Annotated in this window: 23 protein-coding genes and 1 pseudogene; 14 read left to right on the top strand and 10 right to left on the bottom strand. The window is 68.8% G+C overall.

The window, feature by feature from the left end; translation table 11 throughout:
- Window positions 1–37 precede the first annotated feature (37 nt).
- A complete protein-coding gene (locus ABZV44_RS31755; protein ID WP_354844321.1) occupies window positions 38–598 on the top strand; it encodes a TetR/AcrR family transcriptional regulator in 561 nt (186 codons plus the stop codon).
- Here the strand turns inward: ABZV44_RS31755 and mgtA are convergent.
- The 3 genes from mgtA to ABZV44_RS31770 all read right to left on the bottom strand — a co-directional run bounded on the left by mgtA (window position 595) and on the right by ABZV44_RS31770 (window position 5,185).
- Window positions 595–3,207: a magnesium-translocating P-type ATPase gene (mgtA, locus tag ABZV44_RS31760; RefSeq protein ID WP_354844324.1), complete on the bottom strand. Its 2,613-nt coding sequence runs from the start codon at window positions 3,205–3,207 to the stop codon at window positions 595–597. The genes ABZV44_RS31755 and mgtA overlap by 4 nt on opposite strands.
- Window positions 3,208–3,463: 256 nt before the next feature.
- A complete protein-coding gene (locus ABZV44_RS31765) occupies window positions 3,464–4,111 on the bottom strand; it encodes a response regulator transcription factor (RefSeq protein ID WP_354844327.1) in 648 nt (215 codons plus the stop codon).
- A 54-nt stretch (window positions 4,112–4,165) separates the two neighbouring features.
- Window positions 4,166–5,185, bottom strand: a complete 1,020-nt coding sequence (locus tag ABZV44_RS31770) for an NAD(P)H nitroreductase (RefSeq protein WP_354844330.1) — start codon at window positions 5,183–5,185, stop codon at window positions 4,166–4,168.
- Between the two features lie 118 nt (window positions 5,186–5,303).
- On the opposite strand from ABZV44_RS31770, the gene otsB reads away from it, so the two are divergent.
- Window positions 5,304–9,296, top strand: a complete 3,993-nt coding sequence (otsB, locus tag ABZV44_RS31775) for a trehalose-phosphatase (RefSeq protein WP_354844482.1) — start codon at window positions 5,304–5,306, stop codon at window positions 9,294–9,296.
- Here the strand turns inward: otsB and ABZV44_RS31780 are convergent.
- Window positions 9,277–9,483: a hypothetical protein gene (locus ABZV44_RS31780; protein WP_354844332.1), complete on the bottom strand. Its 207-nt coding sequence runs from the start codon at window positions 9,481–9,483 to the stop codon at window positions 9,277–9,279. The genes otsB and ABZV44_RS31780 overlap by 20 nt on opposite strands.
- Window positions 9,484–9,708: 225 nt before the next feature.
- Here ABZV44_RS31780 and ABZV44_RS31785 point away from each other — a divergent pair, with 225 nt between their 5' ends.
- The 5 genes from ABZV44_RS31785 (at window position 9,709) to ABZV44_RS31805 (ending at window position 13,752) form a co-directional block, all read left to right on the top strand.
- Entirely contained in the window at window positions 9,709–10,647 is a 939-nt protein-coding gene (locus ABZV44_RS31785) for a universal stress protein (protein WP_354844335.1), read from the top strand.
- Entirely contained in the window at window positions 10,644–13,013 is a 2,370-nt protein-coding gene (locus ABZV44_RS31790) for a phosphoketolase family protein (protein ID WP_354844338.1), read from the top strand. Before ABZV44_RS31785 ends, ABZV44_RS31790 begins: the two co-directional genes overlap by 4 nt.
- 165 nt (window positions 13,014–13,178) lie before the next feature.
- A complete protein-coding gene (locus ABZV44_RS31795) occupies window positions 13,179–13,316 on the top strand; it encodes a hypothetical protein (RefSeq protein ID WP_354844341.1) in 138 nt (45 codons plus the stop codon).
- Window positions 13,313–13,444: a hypothetical protein gene (locus ABZV44_RS31800; RefSeq protein WP_354844344.1), complete on the top strand. Its 132-nt coding sequence runs from the start codon at window positions 13,313–13,315 to the stop codon at window positions 13,442–13,444. Before ABZV44_RS31795 ends, ABZV44_RS31800 begins: the two co-directional genes overlap by 4 nt.
- Window positions 13,445–13,485: 41 nt before the next feature.
- On the top strand, window positions 13,486–13,752 hold the full coding sequence (locus tag ABZV44_RS31805) for a hypothetical protein (protein WP_354844347.1): 267 nt from the start codon (window positions 13,486–13,488) through the stop codon (window positions 13,750–13,752).
- A gap of 399 nt (window positions 13,753–14,151) precedes the next feature.
- On the opposite strand, the gene ABZV44_RS31810 is transcribed toward ABZV44_RS31805, so the two are convergent.
- Complete coding sequence (locus ABZV44_RS31810) at window positions 14,152–15,192, bottom strand: hypothetical protein (RefSeq protein ID WP_354844350.1); 1,041 nt, start codon at window positions 15,190–15,192, stop codon at window positions 14,152–14,154.
- Window positions 15,193–15,425: 233 nt separating this feature from the next.
- Here ABZV44_RS31810 and ABZV44_RS31815 point away from each other — a divergent pair, with 233 nt between their 5' ends.
- From ABZV44_RS31815 to ABZV44_RS31835, 5 genes and pseudogenes are all read left to right on the top strand, one after another.
- Window positions 15,426–15,860 (top strand): hypothetical protein, encoded by a 435-nt coding sequence (locus tag ABZV44_RS31815; protein ID WP_354844353.1) that lies wholly within the window; start codon window positions 15,426–15,428, stop codon window positions 15,858–15,860.
- 72 nt (window positions 15,861–15,932) lie between these two features.
- Window positions 15,933–16,168: pseudogene (locus tag ABZV44_RS31820) on the top strand (sodium-independent anion transporter); the annotation flags it as partial.
- Window positions 16,169–16,248: 80 nt separating this feature from the next.
- Window positions 16,249–16,836: a hypothetical protein gene (locus tag ABZV44_RS31825; protein WP_354844356.1), complete on the top strand. Its 588-nt coding sequence runs from the start codon at window positions 16,249–16,251 to the stop codon at window positions 16,834–16,836.
- Between the two features lie 33 nt (window positions 16,837–16,869).
- Window positions 16,870–18,228 carry a wax ester/triacylglycerol synthase family O-acyltransferase gene (locus tag ABZV44_RS31830; RefSeq protein WP_354844359.1) on the top strand — a complete coding sequence of 453 codons (1,359 nt, stop codon included), beginning with the start codon at window positions 16,870–16,872 and terminating at the stop codon, window positions 18,226–18,228.
- Between the two features lie 377 nt (window positions 18,229–18,605).
- Entirely contained in the window at window positions 18,606–19,289 is a 684-nt protein-coding gene (locus ABZV44_RS31835; RefSeq protein ID WP_354844362.1) for a DUF4389 domain-containing protein, read from the top strand.
- 215 nt (window positions 19,290–19,504) lie between these two features.
- On the opposite strand, the gene ABZV44_RS31840 is transcribed toward ABZV44_RS31835, so the two are convergent.
- The 5 genes from ABZV44_RS31840 to ABZV44_RS31860 form a co-directional block, all read right to left on the bottom strand.
- Window positions 19,505–20,365, bottom strand: a complete 861-nt coding sequence (locus ABZV44_RS31840) for a universal stress protein (protein WP_354844365.1) — start codon at window positions 20,363–20,365, stop codon at window positions 19,505–19,507.
- A 158-nt stretch (window positions 20,366–20,523) separates the two neighbouring features.
- On the bottom strand, window positions 20,524–21,567 hold the full coding sequence (locus ABZV44_RS31845; protein ID WP_354844368.1) for a zinc-dependent alcohol dehydrogenase family protein: 1,044 nt from the start codon (window positions 21,565–21,567) through the stop codon (window positions 20,524–20,526).
- 35 nt (window positions 21,568–21,602) lie between these two features.
- Window positions 21,603–22,607 carry a hypothetical protein gene (locus ABZV44_RS31850; RefSeq protein ID WP_354844371.1) on the bottom strand — a complete coding sequence of 335 codons (1,005 nt, stop codon included), beginning with the start codon at window positions 22,605–22,607 and terminating at the stop codon, window positions 21,603–21,605.
- Between the two features lie 144 nt (window positions 22,608–22,751).
- The gene (locus tag ABZV44_RS31855; RefSeq protein WP_354844374.1) at window positions 22,752–23,753 is read right to left on the bottom strand and encodes a hypothetical protein; all 1,002 of its coding nucleotides are present in this window, start codon (window positions 23,751–23,753) and stop codon (window positions 22,752–22,754) included.
- Window positions 23,750–24,460 (bottom strand): SRPBCC family protein, encoded by a 711-nt coding sequence (locus ABZV44_RS31860; protein WP_354844377.1) that lies wholly within the window; start codon window positions 24,458–24,460, stop codon window positions 23,750–23,752. Before ABZV44_RS31860 ends, ABZV44_RS31855 begins: the two co-directional genes overlap by 4 nt.
- A 178-nt stretch (window positions 24,461–24,638) precedes the next feature.
- Between ABZV44_RS31860 and ABZV44_RS31865 the strand changes: the two genes are divergently transcribed.
- Window positions 24,639–25,400: an SDR family oxidoreductase gene (locus tag ABZV44_RS31865; RefSeq protein ID WP_354844380.1), complete on the top strand. Its 762-nt coding sequence runs from the start codon at window positions 24,639–24,641 to the stop codon at window positions 25,398–25,400.
- A gap of 30 nt (window positions 25,401–25,430) precedes the next feature.
- The gene (locus ABZV44_RS31870; protein ID WP_354844383.1) at window positions 25,431–25,691 is read left to right on the top strand and encodes an SHOCT domain-containing protein; all 261 of its coding nucleotides are present in this window, start codon (window positions 25,431–25,433) and stop codon (window positions 25,689–25,691) included.
- Window positions 25,692–25,703 lie beyond the last annotated feature (12 nt).

Raw genomic sequence — 25,703 nt, forward strand, 5'->3', positions numbered from 1 at the left:
CCCCCGTATACTCCTTGCCGACGTGAGGAGGCGCACCATGGCCGTGGCTCGCACACCGCGAGGCAGATGGATCGAGGAAGGCTTGCGGGCACTCGTCGCGGGCGGCCCCGAAGCGGTACGGATCGAGGCGCTGGCACAGGCGCTCGGTGTCAGCAAGGGCGGCTTCTACGGGTACTTCCGCAACCGGGACGCACTGCTCACCGAGATGCTCGACACCTGGGAGTACGAGGTCGCCGAAGGCGTGGTCGAACAGATCGAGCGCGATGGAGGGGACGCCAGAACCAGGCTGGAGCGGCTTTTCACCATCGTCGCCGACACGGCGGACGGGCCGGTGCGGGGCATCACCGCCGATATCGCGATCCGCGATTGGGCCCGCCGCGACGTGGCCGTGGCCGAACGGCTCCGCCGCGTCGACAACCGCCGGATGGACTATCTGCGGTCCCTGTACTCCTCGTTCTGCCCCGACGCGGACGAGGTCGAGATCCGCTGCCTGATCACCGTTTCGGTGCGCATCGGCAACCACTTCCAGGCCGCCGACAACGGCCCGCGCAGCCGCACCGAAATGATGGAACTGATCAAGCACCGGCTGCTGGCTTAGGAGTTCACGGTCGCCGCCCGAGGCGTTCCGGTGGCGAAACGCGCAGCGCGACGGCGCATTCGATGATCGGGCCGGCGGTCGCGGGCGGCCGGGACGGCGGGGGTCGCCCGGAAGAACCAGTGCTTCGCGGTTTCCGCCAGCGCCAGGTAAACGACGATCATGGCGAGCAGTGCGACGAAGAAGGCGCCGGGCAGCGGCTGGAAGCCGAGCGTGGCGGCCAGCGGCGTCACCGGCAGCAGTGCGCCGATTCCGACCGCGGCCAGCGCGGCGGTGAGCAGGGTGACGCTCGGGTGGCTGCGGAAGAAGGGCGTTCTGCGGGTGCGGATCACGAACAGCACCAGGGTCTGGGTGGCCAGCGATTCGACGAACCAGGCGGTGTGGAAGAGGGCTTCGCCCGCGTGGAAGACCCACAGCATGATGCCGAAGGTCGCGAAGTCGAACACCGAGCTGATGGGACCGAACACCAGCATGAATCGCCGGATCAGCCCGATGTCCCAGCGCGCGGGCCGGGCCAGCTGCTCCTCGTCGACGGTGTCGGTGGGGATGGCGAGCTGGCTGGAGTCGTAGAGCAGATTGTTGAGCAGGATCTGCGAGGGCAGCATGGGCAGGAACGGCAGGAACGCGGAAGCGCCCGCCGCACTGAACATATTGCCGAAATTGCTGGATGTGCCCATCAAGACGTACTTCATGGTGTTGGCGAACACGCGCCGGCCCTGGGTGACGCCGTCCGCCAGGACCTGGAGGTCCTTCTCGAGCAGCACGACGTCGGCGGCGTCCTTGGCGACGTCGGTGGCGGCGTCCACGGAGATACCGACATCGGCGGCGTGCAGGGCCAGCGCGTCGTTGACGCCGTCGCCGAGGAACGCGACATCGACGCCGAGCGACCGTTGCGCGCGGACGATGCGCGCCTTCTGCTCGGGATCGATACGGGCGAAAACGGTTGTGGTGGCCAGCTTCCCGGTGAGCTCGGCGTCGGTGAGCAGATCGAGGTCGGCGCCCGACAGGGTGTCGCCCGCCGGTAGGCCCAGCTGTTCGCAGACCCGCGCGGCCACCGTCGGATGATCTCCGGTGATGACCTTGACCGCGACGCCGAGCGTGGCCAGGCGGCTGATCGCCTCGCGCGCAGAGGCTTTCGGCGGGTCGAGGAACACGAGGAACCCGGCCAGCCGCAGACCGGTCTCGTCGGCGGACGCCAGCGACGTCCGCCCGGGCGCCGGACGGGTCGCGACGGCGACCACGCGGTGCCCGGCCGCGAACTCGGCGCCGAGCGCCGCGGTGGCCGCATCCGGCACGTTCTCGCAGCAGGCCAGGACGGCTTCGGGCGCTCCCTTCGTAATGATCGTGCCTCCGGTGCCCGGTGCGTCGACCAGGACCGAGACCATGCGCCGCCGATGATCGAAAGGCAGTGTGGCGAGCCGGGTGTGCCGCTCGGCGCCCTCCCGCGGTGCGAGCGGCGCGGCCCACAGTGCCGTGTCGAGCGCGTCACCGCCGGCGAGGCGGCCGTTCTGGATCACGCCGTCGGTGCAGGCCATGCCGAGCTCGATGACATCGTCGCCGGCGTCCGGTTCGGCGGCGACCGCGCGCATGAATTCGATCCGTCCCTCGGTCAAGGTGCCGGTCTTGTCGGTGAACAACACCTCGATGTCGCCGAGATCCTCGATACAGACCAGCCGCTTCACCAGCACCTTGCGCTGCGCCAGGATTCGTGACCCGGCCGCCAGGCTCGTCGACACCACCGCCGGCAGCAGTTGCGGGGAAATGCCGACCGCGATCGCCAGCGAGAACATCAGCGCGTCCAGCAGCGGCCGGTGCAGCACCAGGTTCACCGCGAAGATGCCGATCGTCAGAACCGCGGCGACGCGCACCAGCAGCATCGAGAACCGGCGCAGCCCGGCCTGGAACTCGGTCTCGGGCTCCCGGCGCGCCAAACCGACGGCGATACGCCCGAATTCGGTGTCGCCGCCCGTCGCTGTCACGACGCCGCGGCCGGTCCCGGCGGCGACCACCGTGCCCATGAGTGCGCAGCAGGCCAGCTCGGACACCGGGCTTCCCGCCGCTACCGGGTCGGTCGATTTGATCACCGATTCCGACTCGCCGGTCAGCACCGATTCATCGCACTGCAGTCCGGTCACCGACAACAGCCGCAGATCCGCGGGCACCAGCTCGCCCGGCCGCAGCTGGACGATGTCGCCCGGTACCAGCTCCGCGAGGTCGACCGATCGTGCCTGTCCGGCACGCGTCACCACGACTCGATGCCGGATGCGCTCGTGCAGTGCGGCCGCCGCCTGCTCGGCGCGGAATTCGTTGACGGTGCCCAGCCCGACGGACATCGCCACGATCACCCCGATGACCACCGCGTCGCTGCGCTCGCCGAGGAAGAACGACACCAGAGCGGTCACAGCGAGCAACAGCAGGAGCGGCGAGCGCAATTGCCGCGCGATGACCGGCCCGATGCGCGCGCGATGCGCCTGAATGGCGTTCGGCCCGAAAAGGCGTGCCCGTCCGGCATATTCGGATTCGGTCAGCCCTTCGTCGCCGGTGGCCAGTACGGTCAGAATCCGGTCGGCGGACTGCGCCGCCGCGTCCGTGGCGGGTACGGCCCGAACCATGTGCGGCAGAGTGCGATTCGTGGCCGAGGACAGCGCGTGGACGTGCATACAGTCGAGGGTTCCGCTGTCCACGCCGGGCCGATAGGGCCTGCTCGCATCCAGGAAGGGGACCAAAGACCTTGTAGCCGAGGACTTGCCGCCGCTATTGGCTGGCCCCGGCCTCGGGGGTCGGCCTGTCGGGTCGGTGTGGGCGGAGGCGGGAACGCGCGATCGCCGCGCCTTCGGCCGAAGACGCGGCGGGGGAGCGCGGTTCGCTCTACTGCGGACGCGGATGGTCGCCACGCAGCTTGGACGCGTAGACCGCGGCCTGGGTGCGGCGCTCCATGCCGAGCTTGGCGAGCAGCCGGGAGACGTAGTTCTTGACCGTCTTCTCCGCGAGGAACATTCGTTCGGCGATCTGCCGGTTGGTCAGCCCGTCGCCGAGCAGGTCGAGAAGTTTGCGCTCCTGGTCGGTGAGCCCGGCCAGCGGGCCGTCGGACTGGGTGCTGCGGCGCAGCCGATCCATCAGCGCCGCGGCGGCGCGGTTGTCCAGCAGCGAGCGGCCGGCGCCGACCTCCTTGATGGCCTTCGCCAACTCCATGCCCTTGATGTCCTTGACCACGTAACCGCTGGCGCCGGCGAGGATCGCGTCCATCATGGCCTGCTCGTCGGTGAACGAGGTGAGGATGAGGCAGCGCAACGCATCGACGCGCGAAAGCAGATCACGGCAGAGTTCGATGCCGTTCCCATCCGGCAGCCGGACATCGAGGACCGCGACATCCGGTTTCAGCGCCGGGATTCTGGCCAGGGCCTGGGCCACATCGGAGGCTTCACCGATGACGGTGAGTTCCGGGTCGCTGTCGAGCAGGTCGACGAGTCCCCGGCGAACGATCTCGTGATCGTCAACGAGAAAAACCTTGATCATGGCCGGTTCCCAATCTGTAGGTCGTCGTGGTCGAACATAGCTCTCCGGGACGGATTATCGGGGATGGCCGGACGGAGCCGGGCCGCCGGGGGCGGCGGGAGCGGTGACCTCCAGGATCTGTTCGAGGGGCAGCCGTGGGGTATGGGTCGGCTGCCGGTCGGAGGCGGGAACCGTGCCGACCCGCACCAGCACCTGGGGTTGCTCCACGCGGCCGGTGAGCTCGCGGATGACCGCTCGGCTCTGCGGCACTTCGGTGACGTGGGTGATCGGGCAGGTCGCATAGCCCGCGACCGTGCACTCGAGCAGGATGGTGGACAGCGCCTCACCGCAGCGCAGCAGGTCCGCGGAGGTGTTGCCGCTCGACACGACGAGAACCACGGACCGATCGTCCTCGATCTCGGTCCGGCGCGGCTCCTCGTCGACGGCCGGGAGTACGCGGCTCAGATCGACCCGCTCGCGCTCCTCGGCGGACACCCGGGCCGTCGGCGGGATACCCTCCGCGGGGAGTGAATGCCCTGTCCACCACTGCAATTCGGCTTGATAGCCGGAATCGTAGCGACGTATCGCCGCGGTCAGCCGGGAAGCGCGGGCGAGCTCGGTGCGGGCCTCGGGCGGCAGCACGGTGATCACTGCGTCGGAGGGGGCGACGATGACCGGCAGTACCGGTTCGAATTCGCTCCAGTCCGCCGGTGCGGAGAAGGGGAGTCGGTCGGTGTAGCGAACCGTGATGGCGGCGGCCCGATCCCGGTCGGCGTCGGTCACGATCCGCGACGGCTCGAAGGTCACCGTCGCCGGCTGATCGTGCCGGTTGGGGTTGGGGAAGTACGTGACCTGCGTCTGCCACCCGGCCGCGGCCAGCGCGGCGCGCAGATGCCCCAGCGCGAGACCACAGCTGATCAGCATCTGCCGACCCGAGTGGTCGGTGGCCGGGAGCATGCGTGATGGCACCGAGAACAGGTGCAGGGCATCGCCGTCGAAGACCCACCGCCACGGCTGGCTGTTGTGCAGGGAAGGCGCGCGACCGGCCAGCCGGACTGCCTGCTCGATCGTGTCGCCGCTGGGTAGTTGGCTCATGGACTCACGCTAGGACGGGTGGCGTGCGCGCTACAGGGGCCGTTGGTCCTCGTTACGGTGCTACAGGACCCTTGGCCCGGTGCCCGGACACACGCACGCTGAAGCCGTGGACGACAACATGCAGTCCGCGCCGCTGATCGATGCGCGGCGCCATGACGCGGTGATCTTCGATATGGACGGCGTGGTGACCGACAGCGCCCGCGTCCACGCGGCGGCCTGGAAGGAGATGTTCGACGACTTCCTCGTGCATCGGGCGCCTGTCCCGGGCGAGAACCTGTCGCCCTTCACCGACGACGACTACCTGCGGTGGGTGGACGGTGAACCGCGCTACCGGGGAGTGTCCGATTTCCTCGCCGCACGCGGCATTTCGCTACTCCACGGCGATCCCGCCGATGCCGAGGACGCGGGGACGGTGTGCGCGCTCGGCAACCGCAAGGACCGGTTGTTCCTCGAACGGCTCGCCCGCGACGGGGTCCCCGCGTTCGCCTCCACCGTGGCGCTGGTGCGGCGCCTGCAGACGGCGGGTATCGGTGTCGCGGTGTTCTCCGCCAGCCGCAACTGCGCCGACGTGCTGCGGGCCGCCGGTATCGGAGACCTGTTCGCGGTGCGGGTGGACGGCATCGTGGCGGCGGAGCTGGGGCTGGCGGGCAAGCCCGACCCGGCGATGCTGCTCGAGGCCGCGCGCCGGCTGGGCGCGGAGCCGGAACGGACCGTCGTGGTCGAGGACGCGGAGGCCGGTGTCGCGGCGGGCCGGGCCGGCGGATTCGGCCTGGTGATCGGCGTCGATCGGGGCGGGCACGGCGATCGGCTGGCCGAGCGCGGGGCCGATGTGGTGGTGCCCGACCTCGATCGGGTGCGGCTGCGCAACGGTTTCCGGCGGATGTCGGTGGTGCCGGAGGCAGTCGCGGGGCGGCTCGGTGACCTGCTCGACACCGAAAAGGCTTCCGTCCTGCTCGATTTCGACGGCACGCTGTCTGCCATCGTCCCCGATCCGGCGGCCGCGACCCTGGTGGAGGGCGGTGCGGCGGCGCTGGCGCGGCTCGCGGCGCAGTGCCCGGTCGCCATTGTCAGCGGGCGTGAGCTGGCGGATCTGCGCGACCGGGTCGGTGTCGAGGGTCTCTGGTACGCCGGGTGTCACGGCTTCGAACTACAGGCCCCGGACGGCACGACGTACATGCACGATGCCGCTCCGGGCGCGGAACGCGCGCTGGCGGAGGCAGCGGAGGAGCTGACGCGGTCGTTGAGCGCGATCGAGGGGATCCTGGTGGAGCACAAGCGTTTCGCGGTCGCCGTGCACTATCGGCGGGTCGCCCCGGAGCAGGTCGGCGCGGTGACGGCCGCCGTGCACGCGCAGGCGCACCAACGTGGCCTGCGCGTGACGGGCGGACGCAAGGTGGTCGAACTGCGGCCGGACATGGACTGGGACAAGGGCGCCGCGCTCCAGTGGATCCTCGGCCACCTCGTCACGCCGATGCTGCCGATCTACATCGGCGACGACCTTACCGACGAGGACGCCTTCGACGCCGTGGAGGCCGAGGGTATCTCGATCGTGGTCCGGCACGACGAGAACGGCGACCGGCGGACCGCCGCCCGCTTCGCGCTACCCGGACCCGAGGGCGTGCGCCCCTTCCTCGACGACCTGGCCACCCTGCTCGCGGCCGAATCCGCTGGGGCCGTGTCGGATTCGTGGATATTCGCCTTCGACGGGTACGACCCGGCGCACGAGCGGCTGCGGGAGGCGCTGTGTACCGTCGGGAACGGGTACCTCGCCACCCGCGGGGCCGCGCCGGAGTGCGCGGCCGGGGAGCACCACTACCCGGGTACCTACGTCGCCGGGATCTACAACCGGCTCTTCGATCAGATCGCGGGGCGCACGGTCGACAACGAGAGCCTGGTGAACCTGCCCAACTGGCTGCCGGTCACCTTCCGCATCGGCGACGGCGACTGGCTCGACATCGACACCGTCGAATTGCTGTCCTACCGCCAGGAATTCGATCTGCGCCGGGCGGTTCTGCTGCGGCACTTCCGCTTCCGGGACGGCACGGGTCGCATCACCGCGGTGCGGCAGCGGCGGTTCGCGGCCATGCACGCGCCGCACCTGTGCGCACTCGAGACCGCGGTGACCGCCGAGAACTGGTCGGGAACGGTGGTCTTCCGTTCGACGGTGGACGGCGCGGTGAGCAACAATCTGGTGGCGCGGTATCGGGACCTGTCGGGGGATCACCTCGAGCGGGTTTCGGCGCGGGAGCTGTCACCGGAATCGGTGCTGGTGGTGGTGCGCACCGGGCAATCCGGGATTCCGGTTGCGACGGCGGCGCGTGGCACGCTGCACCGAGAAGGCGTGAAGCTGTGTCCCGCTACGGAGCTCGTCGAAAGCGACGGGTCGATCGGGCACGACCACGGCGTCGCGATGGCCGAGGGCGACACCGTCGTGCTGGAGAAGGTCGCGGCCGTGGTCACCGGCCGTGACCACGCGGTCTCGGCACCGGACGACGAGGCCGCGCGCGCACTTCGTAGTGCCGGCCCGTTCGCGGACCTGCTCGAATCGCACTCCGCTGCCTGGGAACACCTCTGGGATCGGCTCCGAATCGATCTGGGCGGCGGTGAACACGCGACCCGCGTGATCCGGTTGCACCTGCTGCATCTGGTGCAGACCCTCTCGCCGCACACCGCCGATCTGGACGTAGGGGTCCCCGCGCGGGGTCTGCACGGCGAGGCCTATCGGGGGCACGTCTTCTGGGACGAGCTGTTCGTGCATCCGGTTCTGAGTCCTCGCTTCCCGCGACTCGCACGCGGTCTGCTGCGGTACCGATACCGCCGGTTGCCGGAGGCGCGGCGCGCGGCGGCCGCTGCCGGGTTGTCCGGGGCGATGTTCCCGTGGCAGTCCGCTTCCGACGGTCGGGAGGAAAGCCAGCTCATGCATCTGAATCCGCTGTCGGGGCATTGGAATCCGGATCCGAGCCCGCGCGCCCACCACATCGGCAGTGCCATCGCCTACAACGTCTGGCAGTACTTCCAGGCGACGGGCGACCTAGAATTCCTCACCGACTACGGCGCCGAGCTGATGGTGGAGATCGCCCGGTACTGGGCGAGCCTGGCCGACTACGACCCGCGCCACGACCGGTATCACCTGCGCGGCGTCATCGGGCCCGACGAATTCCACACCGGTTCGCCGAGCGCCCCCGGAACCGGCGTGGACGACAATGCCTACACGAATGTGATGGCGGTGTGGACGCTGTTGCGGGCGCGCGACGCGCTGGCCCGGCTGACGCCCCGCGCACGGGCGGAACTGCTCGAATCGCTGCGTGTCTCACCGATGGAACTGGCGCGGTGGGAGCATGTCGGGCGGCGGATGTACGTGCCCTTCCACGACGAGGTCATCAGCCAGTTCGACGGTTACGAGCAACTGGCCGAACTGGATTGGGACGGCTACCGGCAGCGCTACGGCGAAATCCAGCGGCTGGATCGCATCCTCGAGGCCGAGGGCGATGACGTCAACCGCTATCGGGCCGGCAAGCAGGCCGATGTCCTGATGCTGTTCTATCTGTTCTCCGCCGACGAGTTGCGGGAGGTGCTCGAGCGCCTCGGCTATGACCTTCCCGGGGAGATGATTCCGCGGACGATCGACTACTACCTGGCTCGCACATCGCATGGTTCGACGCTGAGCGCACTGGTCCACGCCTGGGTGCTGGCCCGTGCGCATCGGGCGCGGGCGATGGAATACTTCGACCGGGTGCTGGACTCCGATATCGCCGATATCCAGGGCGGGACCACGCAGGAGGGAATCCACCTCGGCGCCATGGCCGGCACCATCGACCTGGTCCAGCGGTGCTTCACCGGGATGGAGATCCGGGCCGATCGCCTCATCTTCAACCCCTGCTGGCCCGACGAGCTGGGGGAGCTGCGCTTCTCGATCGTCTACCGCGGGCATCGGCTCGCGATCAGGGTCAGCGCCTCCGATCTGGAGGTCGCCGCCGATCCGGGTGTGGCGGACCCGGTGGAGATTCACTACGACGGATTCACCGAACTGCTGGCGGCGGGGGCGACGATCCGAATGCCGGTGAGCCGCAAGGCATCCGATCCGGATCCGCTCACGACCGCAGCCGAGTGACGCCCCATCGGGCCAGCCCGATCGCGACGGCCAGGTATTCGACGAGCGCGAGATACACCAGCACCGCGCCGTACAGCCGGGCCCAGAGAGAGATGTAATCGGTGGCGGCGGGAACCGCGATCACCATGCCCGCGCCGAGGACTAGGGCCACGGTCGCGACGGCATGAGGAGTTGCGGGAGAATTCATAGCGGCAAGCTTTGTCGCGGCCCGCGCGAATCAGCAGGGCCGTTGTTCCCGATCCGGTGGGACCAACGGCGGCCGAGGTGCCACACCGCCCGGACCGGCAGCCGTACAGAGGGGTCTTTGGTCCTCACACCGAGGACGATCGCCCGCAGAGGGCGGTCAGGTTCCATTCCTACCGTGAGAGTACGAGCCCTGCCCCGGGCGCCGACGACTTCACCGGAGGTCACGATGACAAACCAGGAACTCGACGATCCGCATCGGCTGGCCTCGGCGCCCGTAGTGGTCGGCGTGGACGATTCGGAAGGTTCGGCGCGAGCGGTGCACTGGGCCGCGAACTACGCCGCGCAGCGGCGGCGGCGACTGCACATCGTGCACGGCCTGGATCTGGCGGCGGTCAGCCGTGGTGTCGGTCCCTACGCGGTGGCGGCGCCGTCGCTGGCCGAGGCCGTCAAGGCCGCCGGTGTGGCGGCCATCGCCCGGGCCCGGCTGGCCGCCGGCGACTACGAGCCGGAACTGACGGTCTCGTCCGCGGTGTCGACCGGCAGTCCCGCCCAGATGCTGATCGATCTCAGCGAGTCCGCCTTCGCGGTGGTGATCGGGGCGACCGGGACGGCCGGCACGCTCTCGCATCTGGGATCCACCCTGTTCTCGGTGACCAGTCACGCCCGGGGCGCGGTGGTCGTCGTGCGGCCGGATCCCGACGCGGCCAATGCCGTTCGCGGCTCGGGTCCGGTCGTGGTCGGCGTGGACGGCAGCCGCGCGAGCGAGGCCGCGATCGGCGCGGCGTTCGCCGAAGCCTCCGAACGGGAGGTGGGATTGGTTGCCGTCCACGTCTTCAGCGATTGGGACACGGGGCAATTCGCCGACGCGGTGATCCCGGTGGTGACCGCGGAGCTGGCCGGTATCGAGGAAGCCGTCCTGGCCGAGCGGCTCGCCGGCTGGCAGGAGAAATATCCGGATGTCGAGGTGACCCGCCAGGTGTTCGCCTCCGGGCCCGCCGAGCGGCTGGGGGAGCTGTCGAAGACCGCGCAGCTGGTCGTGGTCGGCAACCGTGGTCGCGGCGGATTCATGGGAATGCTGCTGGGATCCACCACCCATTCCCTGGTGCAGCACGCGCACTGCCCCGTGATGGTCGTGCACGCCGATGACGAGGAGACGAAGCGATGACGCTGACCATGCCCGGCGCCGGAACCGGAATCAGGGACGACCTGATCGATCTGGACGCGTGGTGGCGGGCCGCCAACTATCTGGCCGCCGGGCAGATCTACCTCATGGACAACCCGTTGCTCACCGAGAAGCTGCGGCCCGAGCACATCAAGCAGCGGCTGATCGGCCACTGGGGAACCGTGCCCGGGGTGACGCTGACCTACGCCCACCTCAATCGGGTCATCATGCGGACGGGGCAGCAGATGCTGTTCGTGCTGGGCCCCGGCCACGGTGCCGCGGCGCTCACCGCCGCGACCTGGCTCGAGGGCACCTACTCGCTGCGGCACCCGGAGGTCGGCCAGAACCTGGCCGGGATGCGAGAACTGTTCCGGCAGTTCTCCTTCCCGGGTGGTGTCCCCAGCCATGCCTCACCGCATCTGCCGGGTTCCATCCACGAGGGTGGCGAACTGGGCTATTCGCTCGCCCATGCCACCGGCGCGGCGCTGGACAATCCGAATCTGGTGGTGGCGTGCATGATCGGTGACGGCGAGGCCGAAACCGGGGCCCTGGCCACCAGCTGGCACGGGTCGCTGTTCCTGGACCGCGTCAGCGACGGCACCGTGCTGCCGATCCTGCACCTCAATGGCTACAAGATCGCGAATCCGACGCTGCTGGGGCGCATGTCGCGACGGGAGCTCGACGCCATGCTCAGCGCACAGGGCTGGGAGCCGATGTATGTCGACGGCGACAATCCGGCCGAGGTCCACGACCGGTATGCGACCGTGCTCGACGAGGCGATGGAGCGGATCCGGGAGATTCGCGAGTTCGCCGAGCACGGCCTGGGTCCGCGCGACCCCTGCCGTCCGATGATCGTGCTGTCGACTCCGAAGGGGTGGACCGGTCCGATGATGGTGGACGGCGTGCGAGTCGAAGGCACCTTCCGGTCGCACCAGGTGCCGTTGCCGGGCGTGCGCGAGAATCCGGAACGCCTGGCGCAACTGGAGGACTGGTTACGGTCCTATCGGCCCGAGGAGCTCTTCGACGACGAGGGCCGTCCGGTGGACCGGATCGCGCGCCTGCATCCCGAGCATGTGCGGATGAGCGCCAATCGCGCCGCGCACGGTCACGACAGCGTCGACCTGCAACTGCCCGACCCGACCGACTACGCCCTCGAATTCCCCGCTCCCGGAACCGAATCGGCGGAGGCGACGCGGGTGCTGGGCGGGTATCTGCGCGACGCGCTGGTCCAGAATCCGCGCAATCTGCTGTTCTTCTCACCGGACGAGCACACCTCCAATCGCCTGGACGCCGTTCTCGAGGTCACCGGCCGGCGCTGGCGCGCCAGGCGGATCGCGGACGATGATCGGCTGTCCCCGGACGGCCGCGTCTTCGAGGTGCTGTCGGAGCATCTGTGCCAGGGCTGGCTGGAGGGTTATCTGCTGACCGGCAGGCACGGTGTGTTCTCCACCTACGAGGCCTTCGCGCACATCATCGACTCGATGGTGGTGCAGCACGCCAAATGGCTGCACATGGCGGCGGAATTCCCCTGGCGCGAGCCGATTCCCAGCCTGAACTACCTGATCACCTCGCACGTGTGGCGGCAGGATCACAATGGGGCGTCCCATCAGGATCCCGGCTTCATCGACCATGTGCTGAGCAAGCGGCCCGAGGTCAGCCGGGTGTACCTGCCGCCGGACGCCAATTGCCTGCTGCATGTTTTCGACCACTGCCTGCGCAGCCGCGGCCGGGTGAATGTCGTGGTCGCCGGGAAGCAGCCCGCGCTGCAATACCTCGACGACGAGGCGGCGCGAGTGCACTGCGAGCAGGGCCTGGGCGTCTGGCATTGGGCGAGTTCGGATTCCGATCGCCCCGCCGAGGTCGTGCTGGCCTGTGCCGGGGACGTCCCCACCCAGGAAGCACTCGCCGCCGCGGCGCTGCTGCGAGAGCTGGTGCCGGACTTGGCTGTCCGCCTTGTCAACGTTGTTGACCTGGCCCGTCTGTTCCCGCCGGATCGCCATCCGCACGGGATCTCCGACGAGGAATACCGCTCCGTCTTCACCGACGCGCCGGTGATCTTCGCCTTCCACGGCTACCCCTGGCTCATCCACCGCATCGCCTACCGCCGCCCCGGCCACGACGTCATGCACGTCCACGGATTCACCGACAACGGCACCACCACAACACCTTTCAGCATGTGCGCCATGAACGGCATCGACCGCTTCACCCTGGCGGCCGCCGCCCTCGCCGAGGTGCCGCGCCTGTCCGAACAACTCGCCCCGCTCACCGAAGAGCTCACAGCCCGCCGTGAGGCCGCCGACGCCTACGCCCGCCGCTACGGCATCGACCCACCGGAGATCGCCGACTGGCGCTGGCCCGCCCAGCTGTGACCACCTGGCGCCGGCGACGCGGATCAATTCCTCGTCGCTGGTGTCGTCGCACACCCCGTCGGCATCCCACGCCGCCTTGTTCGGTGACCGCTGCATCCCGTCCGGCGTCTGGCATTCGGCCGTTGGGATGAGCGGATCGGGTGGCGTGGCCGTGAAGCGGCCACGTTGTCGTTCCGGCAGCCCGGTGAGGTGGCGCTTACTCCCGGACAACGCTCCAACCGGTGGTATGTCGCGGTGGTGGTGATCCTGTTCGGCGTGCAGAGCCTGCTCGGCGCGGCCACTAGCACTATCGCGCCGATGTGACCACCTTCTTCGGCCTCGACCTGGCAAAAGTACTGCAATACAACCTGACTCGCGCCTGGCATCTCCAGTTGGCATTGTTCTGGGTGGTAGCGGCGTTCCCGGCGGCGGGAATCTTCCTGGCCCCCTGATCGCCAAGCGGGAACAGCGCGGGCAGGGCAAGCTCTCCCGCATGCTGCTGGGCGCGGTGGCGGTGGTGGTCTTCGGCAGTCTCATCGGTGAGGCGCTGAGCATTCACGGCAAGGTGTCGTTCACGAATTTCTTTGCCGCCCAGCAGTTCACCCTTCTCGACCTGGCGCGATTCTGGCAGATCCTGCTCGTGGCCGGCCTGGCGATCTCGCTGGTGATCCTGTACTCAGCCCGAGGTTGGCCTCGGCAATTCTTGCGCGCCGCTTCGACGGCGCCGATGGCGCGGTCAGGTGGCACGCTGGGTTACTGAGCAGTTGCCCAGTCTGTTTTTCTTGCTTTGACTGGTCGGCTGGTCTTGTAATCCCCCGAATCGGCATTGTTCGGTGACTGCTATGAATGCGCTGATCAGGCGTGTTAACTGAAGTAACACATATCACCCCCTAATCGGCGGCTGGTCTGGTGGATATCGGCCGCGCGCTCGATAGGGTTTCCAATCAGCCACTACAGCAGCAGTTTTCGATCCGAGTCGTGTCACGCGGAGCGGATCGAGGAGACGTGAGCCGCTCACCCCCTTCGCAGCGGCTCACGGTTGTCCCGCGGATTGCCTGCAACGATCCCGGTGACGACGTCGAGGTCGACGCCCGGGTGCGGTCTGTTGCCGCCTGCCCCGGGCGTCGGCCCCGACCGGCGCTGGCGGAGCTCCTGGAGGTCAGCGGTTTCGCCGATGCGGCGGTGCCGGGGCGGCCTGGTCGGCGAGGGTGAGTATGTCCGCTACCGGGCGTCGAGGGGTGGGGGGAGGTTGGTGCGCGTCGTCGATCGGTGGGGTGCCGATGCGGACTACCGCCTGCGGAATGCCGGGGCTGGAGATCATGCCGGTGAGCAGGTCCCGCCCGTCGGGTAGCTCGGTGATGTTGGTCAGGGTGCAGGTGGCCAGCCCGGCGGCCGTGCACTCCAGCAGTACCGCGGACAGCGCCTCTCCGACGCGAACCCATTGCGGCACCGAGTCCCGCACGGCGCTGAGGACCACGAGCTGGGCGCGATCGGCGAAGTGATCGCGGCGGGCGGTGCGCGGACCCGGGGGAAACACCCGGCCGACGCCGACCTGCGCGAACTCCGCCTCCGATGCCAGCGCGGTGCGGGGAATGCCTTCCTGCCCATCGGAATGACCTGCCCACCAGTGAAGTTCGGTGTCATAGAACATGTCGTGGCCGCGCAGTGTCGCGAATTTCCGGGAGAGTGCCGCGAGCTGCGGCCGGACGGATTCATCGAGTACGTCGAGCCGCACGTACTGTGCCGCTGTCAGCGCGCGCAGCCTGGGCAGCAGCTCGGCCCACCCCTGCGGCTCATGGAGGGCGAGCCGGTCGGTGCGGCGGTGTTCGACGGCACGGGCCAGCGTGCGGATGCTCGCCGGGGGATTGCTCCACGGCCGGAACTCGATGGCGGCCAGTCGATCCGGGCGACGCTCATCGGGAACATGCAAGATGTCGGTGTGCCAGCCGTGGTCGGCGAACACGGTTCTGACGTGGTTCAGCATCGCGCCACAACTGATCACCAGCTGGCGGCCGAGCGGGTCGGTCGAGGTCAGCTGCCGTTCGGCGTCGGCATACAGATAGAGGCGTCTGCCATCGAAGCGCCAGCGCCACGGCTGGGTGTTGTGCAGCGACGGCGCGCGCGCCGCCACCTCGATCATCGCCGTGATTGTCGCCGGATCGGGCACGGACCGACCGCGCACACCTTCGTCGCCGCTCATACCGAAAGTCTGCGGTTTTCCGGCAGCTCGAACATATGGCCGTTGCTCCTGCGCCGCAGGGTATTTGGTCCCTGCTGTGCGCTGTACGGTGGATCGGCGACACAGACGGCAGGGGGCTCATCGAGGCCCGATTGCTAGGGGCAATAGTCATCTCGAGTGCGATCTGTCGACTCTGCCGACCCTGCTGGTGGCTGCGCCAGGCTCGGGAATGCCGACCGGAGAGGACCGATTCCATGACCACCGCCCGTGCCTTCATCACCGCCGCAGTCTTCCTCTGGCTGGGCATGGTGCTGGCCATCTCGTTCATCGAGGCGCCGCTGAAGTTCCGCGCCCCAAATGTCACCCTCGCCATCGGACTCGGCATCGGCCGCCTGGTCTTCCGTGCCCTCAACGGCGTCGAATCCCTGCTCGCCATCCTCGTTCTCGCCGCCGTCTGGGCCGATCCCCCCGGTGTTGCGACGACCGCCGCCCTCGCGGTCGCGATCGGCGCACTGGTCCTGCAGCTCGTTTTCGTGCGCCCCCGGCTGACCCGGCGCAGCGACGCGGTGCTGGCGGGCCACGAGGGGCCGCGATCGCGCAGCCACTACGCCTATGTCGCCCTCGAAGCCCTGAAGGCGATCGCCCTCCTCAGCGGCGGCGTGCTCGTCCTGGACAGCGCGATGCGGTGACTTCGCGCGCTACGGTGCTCCGATGGGTGACGCCACAGGTCGTGGCTGCCCGGGACGCGACAGTGCCGGGGTGCCGAGGCCACTGTCGAGGTCGATCTGACCGCACTGGATGTCGTCGACCAGCTCCGCACCGAATTGGCCTCCCGTGGAGTGGTTTTCGCGATGGCGAGAGTCAAGAAGGATCTGCGGGCGGCCCTCGATGCGCCCGGGCCGACCGTATCGGCGCCGATCGCTTGTTTCCGACGCTGCCGACGGCGCTAGCGGCCTATCGGCACCAGACCGGCGACCTCGGACCGGCGGATCGGTGACTTTCGGCCGTCACCGAGCGGCCCTGGACGCGAGATGCTGAACGGGCAGACGAGAAACTCCAGGGACGAGGAGCAGGGCCATGTCACACAATTGCTCACTGCTGTGGCGGGTGTGGCGGATGCGGCCGTGGAATACGAATCCGCTCATGCGGGCATCCGACCGCTGGGAGTCGGTGCTGCACGTGCTGGTGGTCGTCCTGCTGCTGCTGGCCGTGCCGGTCGCCGCCGCGGTCGGGACCGAGACCTACACCCGCAGCGCCGCCCACATCAGCGTCGCGAACGCTTCGAAGACCACGGTCCACGCGACGGTTCTGACCGCGCCGAAGGAAGTCCAGCCGGCCGGTCCCGTGCAGCCGGCGCGTTTCGAGTCACAGGTGCAGTGGCAGCGCGACGGGAACCTCGCGACCGGAACGATCGAGATCCGGCGCGATACGAAGGCCGGCGACACGGTGCAGCTCTGGGTCGGGCCCGACGGGCTGGTCACCGACCCGCCGCGGCAACCCGAGATGGCGATGTGGGACGGCGTCGGCACCGGTGTCGCGCTGCTCATGGGAGCCGGATTCGGAGTATTCGCGCTGTTCTGGTGTGTCACGCAGGCGCTGGAACGCCTGCACGCCGCGCGCTGGGAGGCGGAGCTGCGCGGGCTCGGCCGTCCCATCGGCACGTAGTCACCACGACGATCTCGAGATCAGGTGTCGGTCATGACCGAATTGCAGCCGCTGGATGTGGGATTCATCGAACTGGAGGACTCCGATCGGCATATCAGCCTCGGTATCGCCGCCGTGGCGATCCTGGCCGGTGCGCCTCCCGGTCGTGCGGAATTCACGGCGGCGCTGGCCGAGCGGGTCTCGACCAACGACCGCCTGCGGCAGCGGGTCCGGCGTGCGCCACTGGACCTGACCGTACCGGTATGGGAGGACGACCCGAATTTCGATCTCGCCCACCATGTCCGGTGGAGCGCGCTGCCCGAACCTGCCGACGAGTCCGCCTTGCGTGAATTCGTCGCCGGTGAGCTGGTGGAGCGCCTGGACCGCGATCATCCGATGTGGGAGTGCGTCGTCATCGACCACTTCACGGGCGGGCGCTGGGCCGTGATCGTGAAGGCGCATCACAGTCTGGTCGATGGTGTCTCCGGCGTGAACCTGTTCGAAAGCTTCTGTGATGAAACGGAAGTGGAGCGCCGGGAGAAGCCGGCGCCGGACACCGATGCCGCGGGAGGCGGGAACTGGTTCGACTGGGCGGTCACCGGGCTCCGATTGCCGGTGGAGGTGCCACGCTATGCGCTGGGTCTGGTCCGCAGCCTGGTCCCGGTGGCGGCCGCTCTCGTCTCCACGCCCGCGGCCTCCTCGCTCAACGGTCCGATCGGCAGGCAACGACGTTATGCGATCGCGCGAGCCTCGCTCAACGAGATCAGGGAGATCGGCCACGGCTTCGACGCGACGGTCAACGACGTCGTGCTGGCCGCGGTGACATCGGCCTACCGAGCTGTCCTGCTCGGGCGCGGGGAAGAAGCCACCGGTAACAGCGTGCGGATCCTCGTCCCGGTGTCGATGCGCGCCGCGGATGCGAAGACGTTTCTCGACAACCGTGTCTCGGCGGTTCTGTCCCTGCTGCCCCTGCATCTCGACGACCCGGTCGAACGGCTCACCACCATCCACCGGCGGATGGCCCGGCACAAGGCGGGAGGGGCGGCGCAAGCCGAGAAGTCGCTGCTCGCCCTCGCCGGCCGGCTCCCGTTCGCGCCGGTCGCCTGGGGCATGCGGCTGTGGTCGCATCTGCCGCAGCGTGGCGTGACGACCGTGGCGACCAACGTCCCGGGCCCGCGCCGCACCCTCACCATGCTGGGTCGTGAGGTCCTGGAGCTGATACCGGCCATTCCCATCGCCATGCGCCTGCGCACCGGCATCGCCATCCTGAGCTACCGCGATCAGCTCACCTTCGGCATCACCGGCGACTACGACTCCACCCCGGACCTCGAGGTGCTCGCCGACGGAATCCACAGCGCCATAGCCGAACTGCTCACCGCGGTGCGAGCACAGCCGCAGCGCCCGGCCGGGTAGGCCTGCGGTGGGGCGGCAGCGGCGAAAGGCCGTCGGGCGTGCGACTTCGGCTTCTGTCTCGGGTGCCCGGTCGGGGCGGACGATCGGATCGGCGGGCGGATCGACGCGCTCGCGGACGGAGGACACAGTGGTTACGAAGTACGGGAGCCACAGCATCGAGCCGGCGGCCGTGCGGCTGCCGAACAAACTGCGACATGCGTTGGGGGAGTGCAGGACACCGCCTTCGAGCTTGGTGATCGATCCGGCGGCGCGCGAGGTGCACGGACGTGGCCGACGGGCATCGCCGGACGCCGCCTGCGGAGCGTCGATCCTGAAGCCCGGCAACGGATTCCCCCTCGAGAACGTGCACGACTCTTTGTTCCGAACAGGAGACAGACATGAACCCTGAACCCTCCACCGTCCGCTCCGTCCGACTGCGCGGCGACCTGGACGAACCGCTCTCCCGCTGGCTGTGGCTGGTGAAATGGATCCTCGCGATACCCCACTACATCGTGCTGTTGTTCCTGTGGATCGCCTTCTGGGTGGTCACGGTGGTGGCGTGGTTCGCGATCCTGTTCACCGGGCGCTACCCGCGCTCCCTGTTCGACTTCACCGTGGGTGTGATGCGCTGGTCCTGGCGAGTGCAGTTCTATACCTACGCGGCACTGGGTACCGACAGGTATCCGCCGTTCACCCTGCGGCAGACCGACTACCCGGCAGATCTGGAGATCGATTACCCCGAACAGCTCTCGCGCGGGCTCGCTCTCGTGAAATGGTGGCTGCTCGCCATCCCGCACTATTTGATTCTGGCCGCCCTGTTCGGCGGCGGTGTGATGCTCGGTGGTGGCACCGGTAACAGCAACGGCAACAACACGATTCCGCTGATCGGCGTGCTGGTACTGATCGCCGCGGTCGCCCTGCTGTTCACCGGCCGCTACCCGCGCGGACTGTTCGGATTCGTCCTCGGCGTGAACCGGTGGTTCTACCGCGTCCTGGCGTATTCGGCGCTGCTGACCGACGACTATCCACCCTTCCGGCTCGACCAGGGCCCGCGGGAACCAGCCGAGGATGTCGTGCCGTGACAACGAGATTCCCCCGCGTGCCGGAACGCTGGGCAGTCATCGCCGTGCTGCTGGCGGTCGCGGTGGTGCTGGCCGCCGCGGCCCTGGTGGCGATCCTCTGCGATCGCAGTGATCAGTCCGCGCCGGCGCCGCCGGCCACCGTCGCCTCGTCGGCCGGCGTCGACTGCCGCTACGAACCGCTCTTGCCCTTCCGCAGCCTCGCAACACTCGGCCGCTCAACCGCACAGCACGACAGGACAGGGGGAGTGATGCAACAGATCCCGGCTCGTGGAACCGAACAATGCGGCGGTGGCGGAGTTGCGGGCGCGGGTGCCGACGACCAGTAGCTGGGAGTCGCGTCCCGCCTCCGCCAGAACGGTGGCGGGTACGCCGGGAACGGTCACCTCGGTGACCTCCACGTCCGGGTGAGCCAGGCGATGCGGTGCCAGCGCACCCGTCAGGACGGCATCGTCCATGGTCGTATGGTCGCCTGCCGGTCCGATCGGCACGATCCGGTTCCACGACCGGCAGTGCACGGCGGTCAGCGGCACCGAGAGTGCCTCGGCGAGTTCGAATCCGAGCGCGACGGCCGCCGTACTGAGCGGGGTGCCGTCCACGCCCACCGTGACCGGTTTCCGCCGCGGAATGCGCCGGCCCGCTCTACCGCGCCACACCGCGACCGGGCACCGCGCGTGGCGCGCGACCTCCATCGTCGTCGGGCCGACCAGCCGCCCATCCCAGGCGGTCTGGGCCCCGACCACCAGGATCCGGGCGTGCGTGCTGCGCGCGATGAGCGCGCGAGCGGCCGTCTCGGGGGTGACCTCGGTGGTGACGGGCAACTCCGGCGCACAGGAACGGACCAGTGCCACAGCGTGTTCGGTGGTGTGCGCGGCGATCTCGTGCCAGCGCACCACCCGCCCACTCGGGTGAGCGTGCTCCGCCCCGCCGTCGCCGCGGGGAAATCTCGGAGCGCAGGCGATGACGAGCGGTTCGTGGATGGCGGTGGCGAGATACGCGGCCCAGCGGACGGCATTGAGTGAAACCGTCGAGCCGTCCACCCCGGCCACCACGGCGTTGCGATCATGGTGCGCGTCCATCGTTCCCTGCCTCCCGCCCGGCGTATCCGTGCGAAACCTGCTCCGACTCTCCGAGAATGACGCGTCACCGGCGATCGCACACGATCCGAGAGACCTCGATCGCGGTGACGTAAGACCATCCGCTCCCGGGATCAGGCCGGGCCGCAGGTGTGTCGGACCTACGCGGCGGTGATGACGACCTTGAGCGCTCCGGTCTCCCCGGCGCGCGCGAAGGTGTCGTACGCGGAGGGGAATTCGTCCATCGTGAAGCGGTGGGTGATCATCGCGGCGGGGTCGAGCCGCCCGCTGGCCACCAGGTCGATGAGCCGGGGTGTGGAGTAGGTGTCGACCAGGCCGGTGGTGATGGTCAGGTCCCGGATCCAGATCTTCTCGAGGTGCAGGGTGGCGGGCTTGCCGTGCACGCCGATATTGGCGACGTGGCCGCCCGGGCGGACGAGGTCGACCGCGGATTCGAACGTTTCGGGGAGGCCGACCGCCTCGATGGTGACATCCGCGCCGAGGCCGCCGGTGAGCCGTGCGATCACGTCGGCTGGGTTGTCGCGGCCGCTGTTGACGATGACGTCCGCGCCGAGTTTCGCGGCGGCGTCGAGCCGGCTGTCGGCCAGGTCGATGGCCACGATGTGGCCGGGGCTGTAGAGCCGGGAGGTGACGATCGCGGCCAGCCCGATCGGACCCGCGCCGATGATCGCTACCGTATCGCCCGGCCGCACAGCGCCGTTGAGGACGCCGACCTCGTAGCTGGTGGGCAGAATGTCGGCGAGCATGAGCATCTGCTCGTCGGAGATGCCCTGGGGGATCGGATAGGTCGAGGTATCGGCGAAGGGAACCCGCACCATCTCCGCCTGCGTGCCGTCGATGAGATGGCCGAGGACCCAGCCACCGCCGCCGAGGCACTGCCCGTACCGGCCCTCCCGGCAGAATCGGCATGCGCCGCAAGCGCTGATGCAGGAGATCAGGACCCGCTCGCCGACCGTGCGGGTGTGCACTCCGGTGCCCACCTCGACGATGGTGCCCACGGCTTCGTGACCGAGAATCCGACCGGGCGCGAACTCGGGTACGTCACCCTCGAGAATGTGCAGATCGGTGCCGCAGATCGTCACCGCCTCGACGCGGATGATCGCATCGGTCGGTTGCGTGATGATCGGGTCGGGCACCTCATCCCAGGATTTCTGCCCGGGTCCATGAAAAACCATTGCTCGCATGGGAATACCTCCTGTGCGCGGACATCTCGACCGGCCTAACGGTCCGATGCTGCTGCCGGGCGTGATCGGAGACCGTGCGTATCGGTCGCGGCGTCGAGGGAATCGGCGAAGTCGATGAGCTGGTGGACCTGTTCGCCGTGCCGGCGCAGGAAGTCCTCGCGCGCGCGGCCGCGACGGAAGGTGAGGAAGGAGCGGCCGGTCTCGAGCTGCCAGGTGTACCAGAACAGGTAGGGGATGGTGAGGACGAAATTGGCTATGCCCCACACGATCCAGACATCGTTGTCGAACCAGCCGTCCGACGGCATCACCTTCGGGAAGATGTTGTAGATCGCGATCACCAGCATGAGCACGGGCAGCGTGTAGATGCGCGCCATGATGTAGAGCTCGGGGCGGCGCTTGACGAGCGGATAGATCTCCGCGACCGCGAGAATGCAGATGCTGGCGGCGAAATGCTCTTCCTGCGGGGGATATCCGCCGAAGGTGAAGCACAGATTCCAGGTTGTGTAGAGGAAGTTCCACGCCATGGTCGTGTAGGCGACGAGCTCGGCGTTGCGGCCGGGCAGCACTTCCCAGAAGCGCGGGCAGTAGGGGATCGTGAGGCACAGTCCGAGCCCGACCGCGGCGTTCCAGTAGTTGCCGATCTGGGCGTCGCGCAGGGTGGCCTCGGCGATGTTGAGGAACAGGATCGCGTACGGGAACCACAGGAATCGCGGGTTGCGCAGGATCTCCCACACCCGTCCAGAACGTTGCCCGGCCACGGAGATCCGCATCGCGCCGACCAGGGTCAGCGGGATCAGCACCGACAGGATCTTGGCCCAGGAGAACCAGTTGATCAGGCCGATATCGCGGCCAGGCCCCCAGATCCAGAGCGGGAACGTCAGCAGCGACAGCCCCCACACCCACATCGCGGGTCGTGGATGGGTGCGCATGTAGTCGACGATGAGCCACAGGACGCCGCAGAACAGCAGCATCGAAACCGCCGTCACCCAGGTGAAGGGTGCCGGATTCCCGGACACCGCCTGCGACGCCGCGCTGATCATGGTGGATACCGCCTTTCGCTGACTTCGGAGGAGAGCGATCGGGCAACCGACGAGCAGGCAGATTCCGCCCATCGTGAGCCGACCGCATGGGCAGCCGCGGATCGCGCGTCGTGCGGCCGGGGAGGGGCAGCGCGCCCGCCTGCGTCAGCCCTGTTCGATCGTGAGGATGTCGGCCAGCGGGCGCCGGGGAGTCGGCGGCAGGGGCGGTTCCCCGTCCGGTACGGTGCCGATCCGCACGACGATCTGCGGTGTGCCGGGATGCCGCAGCAGGTTCGTGAGAATGTTTCGGCCCGTGGGCAATTCGGTGATGTGGGTGAGCGCGCAGGTCGCCAGCCCGGCCACCGTGCATTCGAGCAGCACCGCTGAGAGGGCCTCGCCCGTCGCCAGCCACTCGGGTAGGGAATCGCCCTCCGAGCTGAGCATGACCATGCCGGCGTGGTCGTCGGTCTCCGCGCGCCGCATGGAGTGCGCCGCGGACGGGAAGACCCGGCCCACCCGGACCCGGGCGAATTCCGCGTCCGAGACCAGCGCCGCGGCCGGAACTCCCTCGGGGTCCCCGGAATGCCCTGCCCACCAGCCGATTTCGGCCTGGTACATCATGTCGTGCCGGCGCAGCGCCGCGGTCTGCTCGGACACCGCGGCGAGCCTGGCCGTTACCGCATCGTCGAGCGTATCCAGCTCCAGGTAGTGCGGGGAGACCAGCATGCGCAGCCTCCGCTGCAGGTCTTCCCAGTTCTCGGGCGCGCCCAGCGGCAGCCGGTCGGTGTGGCGGTGCTCGATGGCGCCCGCCCGGGCCACCAGACCCGAGGGGGGATCGGGCCAGGGCCGGAAGCTGATCTCGGCCAGGCGGCCGGGATCCAGTGGGTCCGGGACCCGGGTGGTGTCGGTGTGCCAGCCCTGCGCGCCGAACGCGGTACGGACGTGGTGCAGCATGGCGCCGCAGCTGATCACCTGCTGGCGGCCGTGCGGGTCCGCGGCGGTGAGCAGCCGGTCGGGATCGGTGCGCAGGTGCAGCCGCGCGCCGTCGAAGCGCCAATGCCAGGGCTGGGTGTTGTGCACGGAGGGCGCGCGCGACGCCAGCAGCATCGCGGCCCGCAGCGTGCGGTGGTCGGGTACGGCGAGCGGGGTGGCGTTCATTGCGGTCATACTTCGAGTGTTCGCGTCGGCCAGTTCGGAACATACGGGCTTTCCGCCTGCTGACCAGGGACGTTGGTCACCAGGGCGAGTGCCGGCGCGGTGCGTTCGGCTCGCTCCTTGATGCCCCGCAGCATCTTGGCCTCCATGATGAGGCTGCCCGGTTCCATGATCAGCATGTAGAAGAGCCGTTGCAGCAGACCGGCATCCGGTAGCGCGATGCGGTTGCGGCTGATCAACCGGGTGCCCTCGGCGGTCGGGTAGAGGCCGAACGCCCACACCCAGTGGTGGTCGGTCGAGGCCAGCACGAAGGCGTGCGGACGATCCAGCACAGCTACCCGCATCGCGGGACCGGACTTGCCCATCGGCAGCACATCGTCCACCGCGAGCTGCTGATACTCCGGCAGGATCTGGTCGGCGCTGTGCATGTCCAGGCCGAGCAGGTTCTCGATCCAGTCGTAGGTGTAGGCGCCGGCCCGGCCCGGTCCCATCTGAACCAGCCATGGCCAGATCTGCTCCGGCGTGGCGGCGACGGTGATCGCACGCGTGGTGACGGTGCCGGCTTCGGCCAGCAGTCCGTCGCCGGGCATCGCCCGCCCGACCTCCTCGGCGGTCGAGCCCCAGGTCACGCACTTGGTGCGCGCGAAGAGCCGGTATCCGGCCGCCAGCCCGGTGAGGGCCGAGGCCACGCCGATCACGGTCGCCAATGGTGTCTTCACGGTTCTTCCTCTCGGTGGGACGTCGATGTCGATCCTCGGCCGCCCCGCGCGATTTCCGCAGGGACCGATGGCCCGACATCCGCCCTCGGAACCGGTGACTTTCGGCCGTCTCGCCGCGGCTCGCACGCGCGGGATGCTGTGAACGAACAGCGGATTCGCACGGATCGGAGGACAGGCCATGACAGAGTTCGCGGACAGGAGCGCGCTCGTCACCGGCGGTGCGCGCGGAATCGGCGCGGCGGTGGTCGCGGAACTGGTGAAGGCGGGCTTCGGCGTCGTCGTCGCGGACCTGCGCATCGACGCCGGGACCAAGCTCGCCGAAATCCATGGGCCGCAAGCACGATTCCATCATCTCGACGTCACCGACGAGCAGGAGTGGCAGCGGGTGCTGGAGAAGACCGAGCGAGAATTCGGGCCGCTGGGCGCACTGGTGAACACCGCCGAGATCCTCGACCTCGGGACCGTCGAGTCCGAGTCGCCCGCCCTGTTCCGGCATGTGCTGGACGTCAACCTCTACGGGCCCTGGCTCGGGATGCGGCTGGCCACGCCGCGCCTGCGTGCCGCGGGCGGCGGCACGATCGTCAATATCTCCTCGACGGCCGGCCTGGTGGGCTACCCGGGTATCAGCGGATACGTCGCCAGCAAGTGGGGACTGCGCGGATTGACCAAAGCCGCGGCGCTGGAGCTGGGTTCGTCCGGCATTCGCGTGTGCTCGGTGCACCCCGGGCTGATCCATACGGCGATGACCATGGGCCTGGCCGAGTCGATCGCCGTCACCCAGCCGCTGCCGCGATTCGGCGACCCCGAGGAGGTCGCGGCCATGGTGCGGTTCCTCGTCACGGAGGCGACCTTCTCGACCGGGTCGGAATTCGTGGTCGACGGCGGCGCGACCGCCGGTCAGGCCGGGCTGATCGAAACGTCTGGTGCAGACCAGCGGTAATGGCGACACGAAAGAACTGGAGGCATCGCCATGATGTATTGGTACGGCCACGACATGGGTGGCTGGGGCTACGCCTGGATGGGTGTGGGCATGTTGGTCTTCTGGGCCCTGCTCATCGTCGGGATCGCGCTCGCGGTCCGGTTCGCGGTATCCGATCCGGGCCGCTCGGGCCGCTATGAATCCCCGTCGCCGCAGGAGCTGCTGGCCCAGCGTTTCGCGCGCGGCGAGATCGACGAGACCGAATACACCAATCGCCTTGCCGCACTGCGGGCCTCGGGCGCGCGGCAGTAGGACGACAGGAGC

The organism is Nocardia sp. NPDC004860, assembly GCF_040609015.1.
Lineage (GTDB): Bacteria > Actinomycetota > Actinomycetes > Mycobacteriales > Mycobacteriaceae > Nocardia.